The sequence below is a fragment of the Vibrio sp. B1FIG11 genome (assembly GCF_905175335.1).
Classification (GTDB): domain Bacteria; phylum Pseudomonadota; class Gammaproteobacteria; order Enterobacterales; family Vibrionaceae; genus Vibrio; species Vibrio campbellii.
In genome coordinates this window covers 2,058,860-2,076,224 of the sequence record NZ_HG992752.1, presented here as the reverse complement: position 1 = coordinate 2,076,224, position 17,365 = coordinate 2,058,860, and the positions used below count along the sequence as shown (strand labels likewise).

14 protein-coding genes are annotated in these 17,365 nt (G+C 44.7%); 5 read left to right on the top strand and 9 right to left on the bottom strand.

The annotated features are described in order from the left end of the window. Nucleotides 1–6: 6 nt before the first annotated feature. The 3 genes from KHO06_RS25875 to KHO06_RS25865 all read left to right on the top strand — a co-directional run bounded on the left by KHO06_RS25875 (nt 7) and on the right by KHO06_RS25865 (nt 2,757). The gene (locus tag KHO06_RS25875) at nt 7–348 is read left to right on the top strand and encodes a DUF4157 domain-containing protein (RefSeq protein WP_212582893.1); all 342 of its coding nucleotides are present in this window, start codon (nt 7–9) and stop codon (nt 346–348) included. Between the two features lie 131 nt (nt 349–479). After that, nucleotides 480–1,337 (top strand): hypothetical protein, encoded by an 858-nt coding sequence (locus tag KHO06_RS25870; protein WP_212582892.1) that lies wholly within the window; start codon nt 480–482, stop codon nt 1,335–1,337. 88 nt (nt 1,338–1,425) lie between these two features. Further along, a complete protein-coding gene (locus KHO06_RS25865; RefSeq protein WP_212582891.1) occupies nt 1,426–2,757 on the top strand; it encodes an ATP-binding protein in 1,332 nt (443 codons plus the stop codon). A 77-nt stretch (nt 2,758–2,834) separates the two neighbouring features. On the opposite strand, the gene KHO06_RS25860 is transcribed toward KHO06_RS25865, so the two are convergent. Together KHO06_RS25860 and KHO06_RS25855 are read right to left on the bottom strand one after the other, a co-directional pair. After that, entirely contained in the window at nt 2,835–3,725 is an 891-nt protein-coding gene (locus KHO06_RS25860) for an N-acetylmuramidase family protein (RefSeq protein WP_212582890.1), read from the bottom strand. 202 nt (nt 3,726–3,927) lie between these two features. After that, nucleotides 3,928–4,173, bottom strand: coding sequence for a DUF3297 family protein (locus KHO06_RS25855; RefSeq protein WP_005374689.1), 246 nt, complete (start codon nt 4,171–4,173; stop codon nt 3,928–3,930). A gap of 350 nt (nt 4,174–4,523) precedes the next feature. Here KHO06_RS25855 and KHO06_RS25850 point away from each other — a divergent pair, with 350 nt between their 5' ends. Together KHO06_RS25850 and KHO06_RS25845 are read left to right on the top strand one after the other, a co-directional pair. Continuing rightward, nucleotides 4,524–6,290: a hypothetical protein gene (locus KHO06_RS25850; RefSeq protein ID WP_212582889.1), complete on the top strand. Its 1,767-nt coding sequence runs from the start codon at nt 4,524–4,526 to the stop codon at nt 6,288–6,290. Between the two features lie 30 nt (nt 6,291–6,320). Further along, nucleotides 6,321–7,325 (top strand): glycosyltransferase family 2 protein, encoded by a 1,005-nt coding sequence (locus KHO06_RS25845; RefSeq protein ID WP_212582888.1) that lies wholly within the window; start codon nt 6,321–6,323, stop codon nt 7,323–7,325. Between the two features lie 20 nt (nt 7,326–7,345). Here the strand turns inward: KHO06_RS25845 and KHO06_RS25840 are convergent, their stop codons facing one another. The 7 genes from KHO06_RS25840 to KHO06_RS25810 all read right to left on the bottom strand — a co-directional run bounded on the left by KHO06_RS25840 (nt 7,346) and on the right by KHO06_RS25810 (nt 17,209). Next, nucleotides 7,346–8,215 (bottom strand): hypothetical protein, encoded by an 870-nt coding sequence (locus KHO06_RS25840; protein WP_212582887.1) that lies wholly within the window; start codon nt 8,213–8,215, stop codon nt 7,346–7,348. Continuing rightward, entirely contained in the window at nt 8,208–8,849 is a 642-nt protein-coding gene (locus KHO06_RS25835) for a methyltransferase domain-containing protein (protein ID WP_005429106.1), read from the bottom strand. Before KHO06_RS25835 ends, KHO06_RS25840 begins: the two co-directional genes overlap by 8 nt. 268 nt (nt 8,850–9,117) lie before the next feature. Further along, complete coding sequence (locus KHO06_RS25830) at nt 9,118–10,593, bottom strand: hypothetical protein (protein ID WP_212582886.1); 1,476 nt, start codon at nt 10,591–10,593, stop codon at nt 9,118–9,120. 22 nt (nt 10,594–10,615) lie between these two features. After that, nucleotides 10,616–10,861, bottom strand: a complete 246-nt coding sequence (locus tag KHO06_RS25825) for a hypothetical protein (protein ID WP_212582885.1) — start codon at nt 10,859–10,861, stop codon at nt 10,616–10,618. A gap of 285 nt (nt 10,862–11,146) precedes the next feature. Further along, on the bottom strand, nt 11,147–14,266 hold the full coding sequence (locus tag KHO06_RS25820) for a hydrogenase expression protein (RefSeq protein ID WP_212582884.1): 3,120 nt from the start codon (nt 14,264–14,266) through the stop codon (nt 11,147–11,149). A 522-nt stretch (nt 14,267–14,788) separates the two neighbouring features. Beyond that, the gene (locus KHO06_RS25815; protein ID WP_077262672.1) at nt 14,789–15,175 is read right to left on the bottom strand and encodes a hypothetical protein; all 387 of its coding nucleotides are present in this window, start codon (nt 15,173–15,175) and stop codon (nt 14,789–14,791) included. A 42-nt stretch (nt 15,176–15,217) separates the two neighbouring features. Continuing rightward, nucleotides 15,218–17,209, bottom strand: coding sequence for a peptidase U32 family protein (locus KHO06_RS25810; RefSeq protein ID WP_212582883.1), 1,992 nt, complete (start codon nt 17,207–17,209; stop codon nt 15,218–15,220). Nucleotides 17,210–17,365: the final 156 nt, after the last annotated feature.

The following is a 17,365-nucleotide window of genomic DNA, read 5'->3' as shown; positions in this document are numbered from 1 at the left end:
TTTATAATGGAAATAGGAAAGTGCCCTAAAGCGACGATTAAACCACTACCGCCTAAATTACGGCGGGGAATGGAAAAGCTGACGGGAATTAATCTAAGTAACGTAAGGGTGTTTTATAACTCTCACAAGCCCGAGCAAGTTCAGGCCCACGCATATGCTCAAGGACGATATATCTATATATCGCCAGGGCAGGAGCAGCATTTACCCCATGAGTTGGGGCATATAATCCAACAAGCTAAGGGAATGGTGAAACCGACAGTTAATATTAATGGTGTGGACATTAATGATGAGCCTTGGCTGGAAAAGTATGCGACTGAGTTGGGTATTTTGGCAATTTATGGAAAATAATAGTCAGAGCGAGTGTTGTTATGGTTAGATGCAATTTTTTTGGGAAAACCTGATAAGTTTATTTTAACTATATAAAAACATGATGAATATGTATAACTAACGCCTCGATATAATTAATAAGGACTAAATGTATGTTTGCACAAAAAAGAATTAATATGACAAAGAATAGCTCGGTTAAAAATAAAAGGATGTATTGTGATCTTTTTAGTGTGAAGTATGGAATACAGAGATGTAATAGACTTGGAGGGGTTACTCAATTAAGGAAAATCCCTTCTGGTACAGAAACTATTATTGTGTGTCCAGCAAATCTTCACAAAAGCAAGCCTAATATTTATGACAAGATTGATGGTAGCTTGACAAGTAAAATATACAAAGAGTATCAATATGGTATTGGAACACATGTAGAGATAATCAGCAATCGCGATGGTGGGTACTATAAGGTTAAAATAGTGAGCAGTGGAGAAGAAGGATGGATGAAAGCTAAGGCGTTAGAGGGGGAGGATGATAACATTTCAGTTGATGGTTACAATGAATTTTCAATTTATTGTGATGCAATTAGGGATATATACGATAGCACGCTTTTGGTGTTGAATGATCGTACCAAAAGTTATTGGAATCAAACACTATTACAGTTTGCAAAAGAAGCTAGCTTGACTATAGGTGGTTTTTTTCTTCCTCCTGGTTTGGGTACTGCACTTGGACTTATACTACCAAAAAGCAAAAAAGAAAATGCACTTGAGAGAGCACATAAATTTAAAGCAAAGAATCAGAATGTATTAATATCTTATTACAACAAGGGTGACAAAATACTTAACCCCAAGCATGATACCGAGAGGGCTATAAAGGAGGTTTGGGGTGGCATGACTAAGGAGATTGAAAAGGTGACAGAGGGAGGCTCTAAGAATGCAGAAATTACACTAAGTATTTTTAATAGATTTAAAAGTGAGGTGGTGATGATGATTGATGCAATTGTAGATAAAGAGAAATAGAAATAGATATACTTTCTATGCTAGGTGCATGATGAGTTTTAAAATGCTCAAGGCGATTCTAGCCCAACGGTTATCTTTGGAGAAAAATATGAAAACCTCCACGGCACTCACGCAGTGCCGTTCTTTAATTCGTTTGCGATTAGAACAACGGTTCCAATTTGAACGCGAACCTCACAATACTTTAGCTATTGACGAGTTTCCGAAACTTCACCAACCCCATTCTTTATCTGGTGAGCATCTCGATATTGAACAGATTGCGATTGGTTTAGCGCTTATTCCTCACCTTCAACCCGAAACCTTTGAAATACTGATGCCGCCGAATGAACACACGCATCGGTTATATGTTGAGTTTGGGCTGTTGGAAAATGAAGGGGTGGTTTGGGCGACGGGGCAAACCTTGGCATTTTTGCTCGGTGAAAGTTTCGTTGAACACCGCCAAAACGTGTTTCAATGGTTGTCTGGTGTGAATGAGTCCAAGGCATATGAGCTGTTAAATCTGGATTTGGCTTCAGATTCATCGCCTTTAATGTGGCAACCACTGAAGTTAAAACCGGAGGTGCTAAACCGATATCTGCTTGGGGAGAATGCCAATCCACCTGCAATGGTGAATAATCTTGCCAGTTTGCTGACCACCTCTTTAGAGTGGCATTCCTTGGTATTGGCTGAATCTGTCTACGATGAGCTAGATGAAATCGAACTTTGGCTACAGCATGGCAGCGCATTGGAAAGGGAATGGCAACTGGAGGGCAAGCTAAGGCCGGGGTTTCGCGCCCTATTTTATGGCCCGCCGGGCACTGGAAAAACACTTACCGCGACTTTATTGGGAAAACGGACTGAGCGGCCTGTGTATCGGGTAGATATCGGTGCGGTTACGTCTAAGTACATCGGTGAGACTGAAAAGAACTTGGAGCAGGTTTTCGCCATGGCGGAAAAGTACAACTGGTTACTGTTTTTCGATGAAGCGGATGCGCTGTTTGGTCAGCGGGTGCAAACTAGCGGTGCCAACGACCAATTTGCTAACCAGAACGTAGCCTATTTGCTGCAACGCATTGAAGCTTTCACAGGCATTATTATTTTAGCGACCAACTTGCAGGATAATCTCGACGAAGCCTTCTTTCGCCGTTTTGAAGCCACGGTCTATTTTCCTAAGCCAGAGGAGAAAGTACGTCTGGCGCTGTGGAAAAACGCGTTGCCCGAAGATGAGCGTTTAGAACCCGATATACAGCTCACTCAATTAGCGTGTGATCATGAGTTAACTGGTGCTGAGATTATCAATGTGGTGCGTTATGCAGCACTTAAGGCTAGCAGTAAAGGCGTAAAGCAGATACTCGCGAGTGACTTGACGTTCGGCATCGAGCGGGTCAAACGTTTGCAACGCAGCCTCGAAGGCAATGCCGCGCGTCACTCCTTTTTTCGTTGAGATACTCTAGTGGGGTATATCAGTCTCGAAAAGACTGCTAGCTTGCCGACGAGGCAAGCTAGCAGTGTGATTGGAGATTAAGCGTAATTTAGGTAGGCCCGCTCAAGCTTTTTATCGTAGCTATTTTGCGCATAATCAGGGCCGTTATACAGACACGCGAAATATGGCCAATTCTTGGCTTTGAGCGCACGGTGAAGCTGAGAGTTAGATTGAATAAAACTAACGAACGATTGTAAGTGCTTCGATTCAGACAGAAACATATTACTGACGAAATCTTCGACATTATTGTAACCCGCAGCTTGATAATTGAAGCCCATAATTTGGTAGCGACCAAATGAGGTGGATAGAAGTGCCGCATGGCTATCAAGCTCAATTGCTTCTTGTAAACGCCCGTACTCTTTTTCTCCGCCTAAATACAATCCGCGTTGCCATTTTTTCGATGAAATCTTGGGGTGGGAGTCGTCAAATTTGTGTTGGGTGTATTTGGAAAACTTGTGTGCTTCAAATAAAATTTGCGGCTTGCCGCACTTCAAAAAGCCACAGCCGTTAGACTCTACGTCGGACACGGCTTTGATTGCTGCAATGCCGAAACCGAGCGACATAGAGGCATTTTCGAAATCCTGATCACAAAGCCCAATTTGAGGTGTGACGTCTGGCCAGCTGAAAGTAGGTGCAACGACTTCTTTTTCTTTTTGATATAAATGCTGTAGAGCTAAATGGCTTTTCCCACCGATATCTATTCGATAGTCGGGGTGCTTAAAATGCAAAATGTTACTTTGCAGTAGCCCAATAGCCAGACAAGTGGGGGAGTGATTGACGTCACTGTTTACCTCTCCATCCTCTCTCAATGGGGTTTTAAGGCCAATATGCTTGCTGACAAGGTTAAGTGCGTTTTGAATGCTAAGTACGTCTTGCCTTGCATTACTGGCTGATTTCCCAACTGACCAGACGAGTTTTATTGTGTTCATAATGATTCTCTATGTTAAGTCGAACCATAGAGAATGTATTATTGGTAGGTATGAATACCTCGGGGGGGGGGGGGGAGAGGTTGGAGTTTTAGCCGTTAGTGATTAAATGAAACAGAAACCAATGGTTTCTGTTTCTATCAAAACGAATACCCCATGTCGCTTGAGAGCAAAGTGATTAGTAGCATTCGTTTTATGAGTATGCTTACACGTAGTACGCTTCAACTTCGCCTTTTAGCTTGATAAGCATTGGGTTACCGAAACGGTCTTTTGCTTTAGGAGAAGCAATTTTTACCCAACCTTCGCTGATGCAGTATTCTTCTACGTCAGTACGCTCTTGGCCGTTGATACGAATACCGATTTGGTGCTCGAAGCATTCTTTGATGAAGAATGGGCTACGTGGGTTACCCGCTAGGCGATCTGGTAGAGCTGGTTTAGCTGTATCTGTCATTTTGTGTGACCTTGAAGTCATTAGAAAAAGTGCGCCATTGTAGTCAGTGCAAGGCGAGTGTTCAAGAATTGTTGGTGCGAGTTTGAAGCACATAACAATCACAACCATTCAAAATGCTCGTTTGGGTGGGCTTTTACCTCGTTCAAGCTGAGAGAGAGTAAACACGTGATTTCTGATGAGGTTGTCGCTTAATCTTGTTGTAACCAAGAGAATCCTTCGTGGATGTTTAGGAGCAACTATACTGACAACGGGTTTGGTCAAAATTGTTCAAGTACTTATGCGCCTTCAAACGGAAAGAGTCTTGTAACAAGAGGATGAATGATAAGTAGGTCAACAAGGAATGTGTACCTATGGAAACAACCGAGCAAGTAGACGAGTGCAACCAATCAAAGAGCAAGGTTCTCCCTCGCTCCGCTCTGATATTAGGGACGTTGCTTTTCGCTGCCGTGGTTGCACGTTTTTATGTGGCCTTTCGTTACGAAGTTAACTGGGATGAATTTTATTACCTTTCTTTTGTTCACCAATTGATTAACGGTGAAGCAATCAACAGTTTTCAAACCTTTCATATCCACTTCTTCACTTGGCTACAGCATGTGTCTAGCAATGAAGTTGATCAAATTATTGCCGCTAGATTAGTCATGCTCGTGTTTCAGTTGGGAACTGGTCTGTGCATTTATAAGCTTTGCCGACTTCAGTGCAGTGTCACGGGGGCTTTGTTTGCGGTACTTGCTTACTTTGCGTTCTCATTCAACGTCCGAATGGGGGCGAGCTTTAGAACGGATCCTATTGCGACCTTCCTCGTCATGATCTCTTTGTTCTATGTCTTTCGGAATCAACTCACTTGGCGCCTTTCGGTTGTCTGTGGAGTGCTTACCGCCGTCGCTCTGCTCATCACACTTAAGACTTCTTTGTATATTCCCATTTTCTTAATGACGGCAGTGGTTTGTTTTTATTGGGCACAAGATCGCGTGGGATACGCTAAACAAATTTTGATTTATGGCTGCTCGGTATTGGTGTCATTTGCGATTCTCTACAGTTGGCACTATTTCACCATTAGTGGTTTGAGTAGCGGGGCAGACGCGGGTTCTATGTTGAGTGCAGCGGATAAGACCATGAATCAAAGAGAGTTCTTTCCACGATGGTTTTATTTCCAGCATTCATTGGTGACGGACATTGGTTATTGGATCGCTTTACTGCTCGGTATCGCCTTTGCGGTGTTCTCTTGCTTTAATCAAGTTCAAATTGACCGTGCTACGTCTCTGAAGTTACTGAGTTTGGTACTGTTGCTCGGTACCTTATTGTTGTATCGAAATGCCTTTCCGTATTACTACGCCTTTATGTTAGCGCCGGTATGTGTGTTGTTTGCCGTTGCATGGGATGGGGTTCATCATTATCTGAATGATAAGGCCAGCCACATTTTTTCCATTATGATCCCAGGCCTATTCGCGGTTTCTATTGCGGTCAATGGCTTCGTTTTTCCGACGAAAAGCACGCTGGATTATCAACGCGACTTTATCGAGGCAATTCATAAGATCTTTCCTGAGCCTGTCGCTTACATCGATCGCTGTTCCATGATTTCCAGCTTTTCAAAGCAGGGATTCTTTATGAGCACTTGGGGCTATGAGGATTATCAAGCCAGAGGCATCCCTGTGATTCAATCCGCGATAGAAAATGCGAATCCCGTGTTTGTTGTGGCTAATACGCACTATTTAGATGTGCTTGGTGTAAATGCGCTTAACGTTAATCAGTCTAAAGAAGATGAACATGGCGGCTCGGAGCCAAAAGACTGGTTACTCGCGCAAGATAGTGAGGCATTGAAATCGAATTATATTCATCACTGGCAACAACTCTTTGTCGCAGGAAAAGTGCTGCATTTTACTCAGGCAGATGAGCTACAAGTGATTCGAATTCATATTGAAGGTGAATACACCCTTGAGGGAGAGATCGATATTTTGCTCGACGGACAAACATGGAACAGTGACCAAGTTCGTTATCTATCGAAAGGTTCATACCAAGTAAGTTCGGCCTCTGCTGGCGAGGCTGTGATGCGTTGGGGGGATCATTTACATCGGCCAGCGAGCGTCTCTCAATCACACGTATTGTTCACCGGGTTTTGAGCTTTGCTCTAGCATAAGGAAGGGGATTTGATGAAGCTGATAGTCCAGATACCGTGCTACAACGAAGCGGATAACATGGCCGCGGTCGTCCATACCATACCGCGAGAAATTGAAGGTATTGATAAGGTCGAAATTCTTATCATCGATGACGGTTCGACCGATGGTACGGCAGAGGTTGCTAAGTCATTAGGTGTCGATCACATCGTGATTAACCACAGCAACAAAGGGCTTGCGTACACCTTTCGTAAAGGGCTGGAAGAATGTCTACGTCAGCATGCGGACATCATCGTAAATACCGATGGCGACAACCAATACAACGGGGAAGATATTGCGTTGTTGGTCAAGCCCATCTTAGATCAGCAAGCTGAGATTGTGGTGGGCGATCGCGGTGGATACAGCAATAAACACTTTTCTTTTTTTAAGCGTTGTTTGCAAGTGTTTGGCAGCTTCGTGATTGCTAAAGCTACAGCATTACCAGTCAGTGATGCGGTGAGTGGCTTTCGTGCCATTAGCCGAAGTGCAGCGCAGCAAATCAATATTGTCTCTGACTTCAGCTACACCATCGAGATGTTGATTCAAGCCAGCGCTAAGCGTTTACATGTGGTTTCTGTCCCGATTCGAACCAATGAGAAGACGCGAGAGTCCCGTTTATTCAAAAGCATTCCGCAGTTCTTAAAAATGTCGGTATCGACGTTAGTGCGAGTCTACACCATGTATCGGCCATTGCAGGTGTTCCTGTTTATCGGTCTTGTGGCCATGGTTTGTGGTGTGATTCCTATTATGCGCTTCTTGTACTTTTTCTTTCATGGAGCAGGCGATGGTCATGTGCAGTCTTTGGTGCTTGGCTCAACGTTATTGATTCTCGGCTTCATCACGCTATTAATGGGGTTAGTTGCTGATTTAATTGGTTTCAACCGGAAGTTGACGGAAAAGGTATTGCACCGAATTGAAGTCTTGGAAGAGAAGCTAGAAAAGCAAGAACACACCAAAGAGGAAAACGAATTCGAGCACCGGAGAAAGCGCTCGGGAGAGTAGTCTGAGTAAGGGTATAAACGTTAATCGGTCGAAATCTTATGTCGTGGCCGACAGAAAGAAGCGATGACAAAGAAAAGCAGCTCGCCAAAAACAGTGATGATGCGTGAAAGCAGCACGGCGAGTAATAGTGTTTCTTGATGTGCTGTCGTGCCCAATAAAACAAGCAATACGGCTTCTCTCACTCCTAACCCTGCAGGTGCGCCAGGCGTAAGAAAACCGACGAGCCAAGCGATAACAAAATAAGCAATAAGCAGACTCCATTGTCCAGCCCCATCGTGAGTAGATAGGCTCAAATATACTGAAGAGAATAAGCTACCGGACAACGTAAAAAAGATCAGGTACAACCCAAACGCTTTTACACAGTCGATGCTCGATATTCGCAGCAAAATACCGGCTAGAACGGTATTTAAAGTGAAAAAAGACACAACACTGAGCCACGTTAGGCTAGGGAAGTAATAAGTGATGAGAAAGGTGCTGAAGGTACTCGCCGTCACTATCATTAGCCCGACTTCCCAAGCTGAGGATTTCAACAAGGTATGGTTGTTGATGCCTTGTTCCACGCCAAGGATTTGCCGATTGGCGAAATGAAAAACATTGCCCGGTAAGTATTTGGCGAGTTGGGACAATCCAAATACCCAAATCATGGAGTCACGCTTTAGCTGAGAGCCTAAACCAGACAACAAGAGCCCCCACGCTCGGGCTAAAAGTAAGTTACCGAACGCATAAAGTAAGACGCAGAAAGCCGTAATGAAGTAAGTTTGAGCGGAAAGGGACTTTATGTTTATTTGCTGAGAATAATCAGTGATTTTCGCAACGACGAACGCGATGGCAAACACAGTAATCAACCTGCCGAGCCACTTTAAGATGAGTTTTATTTTTCCCTTACTCATGTTCGACTCGTTGGCAGAGTACCATTGTCCAAGGAATCGGGGATCGCACTTCAAGAATCTCGAAATGCTGGGACAGCAGTGCTTTGAATGTCCGTTTTGACCAATGCTGAATATGTCCTGGCGTATTACCACCATCTTGTAGGTATTTTCCTCTCGCCATATTCAGTACTCGCCACAGTGGCTCTCGCGGGACACTGAAAATATAGTGGGAGGCGTTAAGTTGTTGGAGTGCGATGAGGGCTTGTTCTGGGTGCTCTAAATGTTCAAGTACTTCGCAGCAAACAATCATCTCAGCAGAGTCATGCGCTGCCTCAACGTCATAGACACTCTTCTGTTCAAATAGGTTTTCTTTTAGGTGACTAGACAGAGCATTTTCTTTCGCGAGTTGAATGACTTGATGAGAGAAGTCACTGCCCTTGGCATCAATACCTTGCTGCTGCCATTTGAGTACCCATACGCCCTCCCCACAACCTACTTCGTGTATTGATTGTGGTGCTACGTTGTTGACCAGTTCCGTTAAGTTACGGTCGAAGCCTTGCATCAACTTTCGAGCAATAGGGTTTTGAGTGTTGTACTTGTCGTAATAATTGCCAACGGGGATGCCTTGTTCTTCAATGCCTTTTGAAATCTTCATCCTTTGCCTTTCTGAGTGTTAAGCATGTTAAAAGTGCCTAGTAAAAGCATTAGCTAACAAGGCGTTACACGGCTTCTTATTAGTCTAGGACAGAATGGCAGTATTAGTGCACTGAGTGTCAAATTATCGAGTCGTATAAGTAAAGGATTTATCTCGGTAGGAGGATTGATGAGCCTAGGTAGAATTGAATATAGTTATCGCTTATTGGTGCGAAACTTATTGTTCGAGCTCGATGATGTGGCGATTGGATGCCACATCATCTTTTCTATTATTTTATGTGAATAGTTTTATTAAACTCGTCTTTGTGCATTAACAATATACCATCAGTCAATTCAATTTCCGTTGCATACGCTCTCACCCATGAGCCATCTTTTGATAATACGTTGTCTTTCAATGTGTTCATTACTGAGCCGTAATAACCAACAACCACACCTTTAAATTCTGGCCATCCTTCTGCTAATTCTTGGGTAAACTCTCCGAGAAAGCTATTGCTAGGGTCACCAAATAACAATTCCAACTCACCATTTTTTATATGTTGAATTGCTTTTTCTCTGGTAATGTTTTCTGGTCTTAATTGACAAGCACTCCAACAAAAATCAAGTTTAATTATTGATGATGGAGGTAACTTAAGATCTTTTAATTTCTTCACCAACTCAAAGGTGAATATCTCTTCACTCTCGTCAGGGGTTGATGCAAGACTGTCACCTTCAGGCCTTCCATGACCAACGACATGAACGATAGGTGACAAATCGGACGTATTGTCGTATTTGATTTGATAGTGGGTTTGATAAAACTCATCAACTTGTTCAAAGAAGGTTTGCGATTCTTCTTGTGAAATACCTCTGTTAGTCGCGTTAACTGCGATAATGAGATCCTTTTCTGTTTCCAAGATACTTGCGAATTTTTTTGCCTGATTGGCATTATTAAATAGGATGCTGGCGTTATTGTCGTTCGTATTGAACATGCCAAATGCTTCTGAAATAAGGACATCGAGATTTTTAGTAAACGGTGTGTAATAAAAGCGTGAGGTATCTATAAGCTCTGTGCTTGTCGCTTTGACGTTAACTATTGGTACATAGTCTGAGATGGTTTTGTCTTCTAAAATATGTACGCATCCATCTGATAGTTCGCTCGTTTGATAATCTCCCCAAGCATCCCCCGTAAGGTGCACTGTACCAATACTTTCTATCGGAGACGTCGCTGTGTTGCACTCAAAATGCTCTTGTCGGTGCCTTACAAGTAGGGGCTGGTGGCGGGTTTTTACGATGGTATCGAGTTCGAGTCTTGAGGCATTTTTATCTAGCCATCCCGCATCAATCTGACTAAGCGTTTTCACGGTTAGCTTTTCTTTTTGGTAGAAAACGTATTGGTTAGCAACCAGTGTTTGATTGACTTTATATGGCAGCACGCATGATGTGTAATGATGGTCAGAAACAAGCTCATTACTTAGATTGTCATCTCGGGAAAAAGTCACTTGAAGAGACCATTTTCCGTTACCTGTGACTTGATATTCCATGTGAAGCTTTTCATCTATGAAGTGATAGAAATAGCCTTCTGTTGCCCAAGCAAGGTGCGCCTCTACAGGTTGAATTGCGAGCTTGATTGGGACGAACTCTGCCTGAATACTGCTATTGCCTTTTGATGATGGCGTAATAATGTATGACTCAGCATGGCCCGCTTGAAAAAAGAGGTCTCGATATAGTCTTCTTTCTTCTTCGTAGAGGCACATTGCTGTTAATTGCACAGTTTTGTCCTCTTCAGTCGACTTATTCCATCGAGAGATAGCGTCTTCTTTTTTTTGTTTTGCTTAAACTAAATACACCTACGGTCAATGTATTTAGTTCTTCAAGTGAACAATGGATTTTAATATTAAATTCAAACTCAGGGGTAGGTTCTTCTTTTTCTTTAATGACTTGAGGAGAGGCGTGTTGAGCAGGGAGGGTTTCAACAGGTCTGTAACCACCACCAGAGCTTGTCGATGGTCTTTTTATTATTAATTTTTCTAAAGGCATGTGGATGTAATTGTTTTTATAAAAACAAAATATAATACTGTAATTTGTGTTTGTTACCTATGAAATAATATTCTGCTTAATGGGTTTTATTAAGTTATATTGATTTTTAGTTTAAAGTTTTGTTTTAAATGTTAGGGGTGTGAATTGTTTGTGAATAGAGGGTGGGATTTTTTTAATAATGTAGTTTCAAAGAGTAGTATGTATTATTTAAACAAAAAGATACCGCCTATCAAGACGGTATCGAATGTTATGAGTTTAGATGGTTAACGCTGATTAATCAGACTGTTACGAGCAACTGTCAATCAATGTCCAGCCTGAGTATGGGTCAGCAGGAGTGAGAGTCGAATCCGTCCAACGGTCGGCTTGATACAAGTTGCCTTGGTAGGTCACTTGTTCGCCCGGTTGATATTGTCTTTGCTCGAACTCTGGAATATCGGCACAAATGCCATCACCACCACCGCTGTTATCGCCAATCACTTTCAATGATGTTGAGTCTGAGGCATTTAGCTCGCCATCAGAAACCTGCAACGAAATCGTGAAGGTGAGGTCTGGGTCTGTGACCGGAGCCGTTACCACTAGCGTTTCGCTATTGGCGTCGCCGACAACTGTCAGGTCAGAAGGGACACTCCATTGATAGCTAATCGCGTCGCCATCTGGATCAGAAGCGTTAGCGGTGATGGTTACGCTTTCGCCGCTGTTTACCTGATAGTTCGGAGACAGTGAAACGCTTGGTGGATTATTGTCGACTGGTGGCTTATCGCCGCCGTCACCGCCCCAAATTGAGCCGTCACAATCGTTCCCAACCAAACATGTTGGGTTTTGTGCGTAAGCGTCGACTTTGTTGTCTAGCCAGCCGTTGTCCGTGCCGTTCGAGCCAATGGTAACGACCGCCGTAGTTGAGCCACCACCCCAAAGTAAGGCAAACACGTTGCTCGCTGGTAGATCTTGCATAGCCACATGAGACCAGTCGTAGCCCGCATCTTTTTCTAGCAATTCGCGAACGTTACTCGCACCGTTGTAAGTGGTTGGATTGAGCTGCTTGTCGAGTAGGCCACTGCGTACGTTATTGATGTCCGTTCCGATGCGCGCATCCCCCATAAAGTAAGAGCCGCCAGACGCTTCATGCTCTACGTTGATCAGTGTATTGCCTTCATCTTGAGTCGGCATGTGGCCACCTGGGATTTGCCAAATCATGGCCGGAGACTCAACGCCATCACTGATGGTTTTCACATACGATAGATAACGCGTCCAGCTGGTGGCGTTGTAAGCGTAGTTCGCGATCGCTTCTGAGCCGAAACCATCGCGCTCATACTTATCGAACACGATGTAATCTGGTTGGTAAGTGCCAGTGTAAACATCCAGCGAGTTGACGAAGTTCGCCACTTCTTGGCCTTTGTCAGCTGATTGGTCGTCTGTCTGGTGAATCCAGTTGGCAGAGCCTACCGCCCACAAGTTGATTTGCCAGCCGTAAGTTACGTCTTCTGCCAAGCCATTCATGATGAAGTTGAGTGACGCAATGTAGCCTTTCAGCGTGTTCTCGAATTGAGGCACGGCCACTGGTGGTTGATAACCGTAGGTCGTCTTCATGTAATCCAACGCACGAGCCAGTTGGTCATTCACATTGACCGCGCCAGCTTGGTTTAGGTCGTCCACATGACTTGGGTTTTTCTGTAGTTCACCGAGGAAGTCTGGGTTAAGCACAAACGACATTGGCGAGCTGCCATCACCAGCCGCGTAGTCTTGCGCCGCGATAGCTTGAGTAATGAAGGTCGCGTAATGTTTGTAGAGCAATTCATCATCAACTAAGTCTGTCCAGCTTGCACCACCACTTGCGTTTGCGGTGTAAACCACCATCACTGGTAGTACGTGATGGCCTGAAAGCTCTGAAGCGCTTTGTGCGTTCGCGTAGGTTCTATGCAGCGGAAGCTCGTCTTTCGGCAAGATCACGCCCGGATCACCAGAACCACTCAAGCCAGCATACTTGAAGATGGCATTGACCTTGGTTGCGCCGATTTCATTAGTGGTTTGTTCGCTGTCGTTCGTCACCGTGCCGTTTGCTACGTAGTCTGGGAAGCCTTTGACTGCAAGGCTCATCGCTTCGCGGAATGGCAGCGTTAGCAACAACGGAGCATCACTTTGCGTGACAGAGACAGATTCATCCCCGTCATAGGCGTAACGTGTGTCTCCAGCAAACACCGAATCGATTTGGATGTCGTACTCACCCGGCTTAACGTCGTCAGGTAAGGTGAATGGCGAGCTAGTAATCTCGTAGCTGTAGCGACTAGAGCCATCTTTCGCGACAAGGTTGAGCACAATTGGCATCGCTTCTTGAGGTAAGTCGACAATACTCGCTTGAACGGTAGTGAAGTCGTCACTCGCGATAGGCGTTTCAACGATGTTAGTGCTGATTTCCGTCGCCGTGTCTTTGTTGACCAAGACATCGAGGTTGTCGCTCGGTTGGTAAAGCACGTTGTTTACCGTAATAGGTGAGTAGGAGAGATCGTATTTGTGGTTATCAAGCAGTTTGCTGATGTCGATCTCGCCGCCAAATGGCACCACTAGGCTGCGTTCAACGTCTTGTGTGCCTGCCGCTTTCACGGTGGCATCTGTGGTTAGGCTTGCCGTAATGCCCTCCAGTGCAGGCATGGTGAGCGAGATGGTCGCGTAGTAAATAAACGCATCGTACTGCACGGAAACACTCGGCTGCGTTGCATCGCTATCGACCGTCACGGTTGAGGTTGGTGAGGAGGCGTGGGCAATCCCCATTTCGCTCGTTACATCTTGAGCGGTGACTTGATATTCGCCATCTTGGAGGTGCTCCAGAACAAAGCTTCTTCCCCACGGGACAGACACGGTCTCACTGTAGTTTTCACCTTCGACCAAAATCGATGCCGCGGCTAGGCTGGCGTGTGGTGCATTTGGTGCTTGTAGGGTGATTTTGCCTTGAAGTGCAGGATCATTCTTGATGATCACCTTCTCGACGTGCACGTCGTTTCCATCGATGTAATCACCATTGCTGGCATTGAGACCAAAGAAGATTTGAGCCGTTTGACCATCGTTTAGAATTTGTGACGTGCTGTCATGAGTAAAGACAAACGTATTGGGAGCAGGGCTGCTGACATTAAAAGGTGCGCCCCATGAACTATTCACCGTCGCGTCTTTGTCTGACGTTACCCAAATCTCTGCGTCCGCTAAATCTAATTGCTGGCCTGAGATATTTTTCAAATCGATCTGCGCTTGTGAGTACCACTGGTCAACCTGTGGCACGGTTATCGTGGCAGAGACCGACTCGCTTTGAGCGGCTGTTATAACGTTTTCTTGCGTTGCACCAAGAGCAGAGGTGGCCATGATTGGGGAACCCATGAGCACCGCTGTTACCATCAAACTGATTGTTGTTTTCTTCATTGTTGAATCCTCATCACTCGCTTTAAAAAAAGCTAAGTGACTGTCCTTGTTGATTTTCTATTCGTGAGGGATTTCCGGCGAGGACTTCAAACACTAAGCAAATGTCACAAAGAGAGGGAAGGCCCTTGATCTAACCACTGCCGAAATCATTTATATTTTTTGCTTACATCCAGTTACAAATGAAAAGAAACAACTCAAAATTTGAAGGCCGATTCAGAAAAAAATCACCATATGCACATGGTTTTATAAATTCAGCTAATTTATTGATTGGGATGAATATTGGTGTCGATTATTGGTGGCTAGAGTATTTACTTGATTAATGCTTTTGGTTGGGTAGGAGAGCATTGTTGGGGCGAATAAAATGAATTGCTAATACGATGAGAAAAAGTGGATCTTGAGCCCAAAAATAGGCTGGTACAGAGTCAGAATAAGCGGGATAAAGTGATAAATTGGATGGCGATTTTGGTGTTCAAAACGGCCATCCAAGAGGTAAAAATCAAGAGCAAAATCGCCTTGAAAGGGTTAAGGGCGATAAAACTTACTGTCGTTGAAAACATCACGATCACGCGGATCGTTCGATAGGAACATCCACATCTCTTTCATGCTTTGTTCAAAGAACTCTTCTTCAAATACCACCATAGAGCAATGTTCACCAAGTCCAACCGCGAAAGGTTCGAGTGCTTCAAACCCAATGCGTTCGATGTCTTCAATATCAATGAAATACAGCTTCTTATCGGTTCTTTGTTCGCTCTCTGTGGGCAATTTGCCTTTACCAAGTACAGAGAAGTTAAGCTCAACGGTTAAACCCGTACGGTTTTGTTTTAGCTCATAAACTGCTTCCGTTTGCGCTATCACGCTGTAGTTCAAATCATCAAAGTAGCTCAGTGTTTCTTGCTTCATTGGGTGCATAAGTCTTCCATAAATTGTGCAGTTGAATCTGATGAGATTCCGTTACAAGCCTTTCAAGTATTGAGCGTTTGCCGTTGGGTGAATCGCAGTATTAAGTGCTTCAACATGCTGCTCATTGTGTTCATTCAGTAGAGCGGTAAAGGCATCGATCAATTCAGGTTTGGTCATCGTGACTTTGGTTTCTGTCTGGATGTCGCGCAGGTCGATCAATACGTCAGTTAACAGTTGAGGCAAATCTTGCAGAACTTTTAGGTTCAACACGTTGTGCTCGCTGTAGATCGAGTTGTGACTGCCTTTTTGTTTTTGCACCACATACGGGTTGTCTTTTAGGTTGATGATCGATGTGCGCTTGTCACAACGCTTCAAACAACCTTTGTTGACCTTAATCTTGCGGCAACCTTCGGTTTGTTGGAACAAACACTGGCGACTGGTCAGCAGAGTGTTCGGGTGGTAAATGCTGTAGTAGCTGCGGATGTTGTGCGGGCGCTTAATGTGGCGCATCTGCTTCATGTTCAGCTCGTTAGAGATAAACGCACCGCTTGCGGCGAACTCTTCTTGCAAACATTTGAACGAGTAGGAGTTCACTGTGTTCATCTGCGGGCCTGCAACCCAACCTAATCCCAGCTCTTGAGCCAAAATGCCCACGCCAGAGTTGTTGGTGATCGACAATTCTGGCTTCACGGCTTCTAAGAATGCACGTGAGGCTTGGTAATCGTCACCAATCAAAATCGCAGGGAACCAAGGTTTCAATCTTGGGTTTGCTTGGAACAGCTCAATCATCGCATTCAGTTCACCCGCTAACCCCATTGGTAGCTGGAAATACACATCGGTATTGCTGTCTTCGCATAGTGCGGTATCTTCTAATGATGAAATCAAGACAGATAGCTTCGGAGCGCCTTCACGCATTGCTGGTTGAGGCAGCGCCGGCAAAGTCGGTACATCAATCGCGCCTTTTAGGCTGCTGCCAGAGGCTTGCGTTGAGGTCACATCAAAATTTTGAGTCTTCTCTGCAACCTTCTCAATGATTGCGGTTTTGTCGTTGTAGAGTTTCTTCTTCACGCCTTGTACATCATCGGCGGATTTGCATTTGTAGATCTTTGAGAAGTGTTTTACGGCGTGATCGCGAGGGTTGTCGATGTACATCGCTTTACCGAAATCGCCTTGCAAAAACGCGTTAGAGAAATCACGGTTAAATACGGTGTACAACTCTGTGGTGTCGTTCGACAATTCTACGCCATCACACAAGCGGTCGATCTGTTTACGCCAGTTGTCGACTACAGTGTAAACGTAGTGAGATTTCTTAATGCGGCCTTCCACTTTCAACGAATACACACCCGCATCGGCAAGCGCTTCTAAATCGCCAAATGCCGAGTTGTCCTTCATGTTGAGAGGGTAACTGTTGCCTGTTTTGGTGGTTTCGTATTGCTCGCGACAAGGTTGGCTGCAACGACCACGGTTGCCCGAAGCGCCGTTGCGTGCAGAGCTGATGTAGCAAATGCCAGAGAAACCAATGCAGTAAGAGCCGTGCACAAACACTTCCATCATCACGTCATGTTCACGACCAAACTGAGCCAGAGGCTTGATCTCATTGATGTTCAGTTCACGAGAGAGGTTCACGCGGCTCGCCGTCAACTGATTAAGGAACAAGATCTGCCCTTCGTTGTGCGTGTTGAGCTGGGTTGAAGCGTGTACGTCTAGATCTGGGAAATGATTCTTGAGAATGTAAGCCAAACCAAGATCTTGCACGATCACGCCATCAATCGCGGTGGTGTTTAATTGGCTGAGCAAACGCACGATGGCTGGGATTTCGCTTTCCAGAATCAACACGTTCAGAGTCAGGAAGATCTTACAGTTGTGCTGATGAGCTAGCATCAGCACGCCATTCAAGTTATCTAAAGTGAGGTTGGTGGCTCGGTTGCGGGCATTAAAACGGTCGAGTCCGCAGTAGATAGCATCGGCACCCGCAGCAATGGCTGCTTTGATGGAATCCAGATCGCCGCCCGGCGCTAATAACTCAAATTGATCGCGTGTCACTCGTTAGCTCTTACTCAGTAAAATAGGACGCGTATTTTATGTGCTTCACGGTTTTAATGTTGGACTGATTAACGCTTTATTAATCTGAATCAATTATTGGTTCGTGACGGATCTGCTGCAACGAGTAGAGGCACTGTTGCAGCGGTGAAACCAAGA

What these genes read in the sequence shown, in the direction of transcription:
- KHO06_RS25855 (WP_005374689.1), bottom strand. Translation starts at nt 4,173, where the DNA reads ATGACAGATACAGCTAAACCAGCTCTACCAGATCGCCTAGCGGGTAAC.
- KHO06_RS25825 (WP_212582885.1), bottom strand. Translation starts at nt 10,861, where the DNA reads ATGCCTTTAGAAAAATTAATAATAAAAAGACCATCGACAAGCTCTGGT.
- KHO06_RS25865 (WP_212582891.1), top strand. Translation starts at nt 1,426, where the DNA reads ATGAAAACCTCCACGGCACTCACGCAGTGCCGTTCTTTAATTCGTTTG.
- KHO06_RS25860 (WP_212582890.1), bottom strand. Translation starts at nt 3,725, where the DNA reads ATGAACACAATAAAACTCGTCTGGTCAGTTGGGAAATCAGCCAGTAAT.
- KHO06_RS25815 (WP_077262672.1), bottom strand. Translation starts at nt 15,175, where the DNA reads ATGCACCCAATGAAGCAAGAAACACTGAGCTACTTTGATGATTTGAAC.
- KHO06_RS25835 (WP_005429106.1), bottom strand. Translation starts at nt 8,849, where the DNA reads ATGAAGATTTCAAAAGGCATTGAAGAACAAGGCATCCCCGTTGGCAAT.
- KHO06_RS25875 (WP_212582893.1), top strand. Translation starts at nt 7, where the DNA reads ATGGAAATAGGAAAGTGCCCTAAAGCGACGATTAAACCACTACCGCCT.
- KHO06_RS25840 (WP_212582887.1), bottom strand. Translation starts at nt 8,215, where the DNA reads ATGAGTAAGGGAAAAATAAAACTCATCTTAAAGTGGCTCGGCAGGTTG.
- KHO06_RS25820 (WP_212582884.1), bottom strand. Translation starts at nt 14,266, where the DNA reads ATGAAGAAAACAACAATCAGTTTGATGGTAACAGCGGTGCTCATGGGT.
- KHO06_RS25845 (WP_212582888.1), top strand. Translation starts at nt 6,321, where the DNA reads ATGAAGCTGATAGTCCAGATACCGTGCTACAACGAAGCGGATAACATG.
- KHO06_RS25870 (WP_212582892.1), top strand. Translation starts at nt 480, where the DNA reads ATGTTTGCACAAAAAAGAATTAATATGACAAAGAATAGCTCGGTTAAA.
- KHO06_RS25850 (WP_212582889.1), top strand. Translation starts at nt 4,524, where the DNA reads ATGGAAACAACCGAGCAAGTAGACGAGTGCAACCAATCAAAGAGCAAG.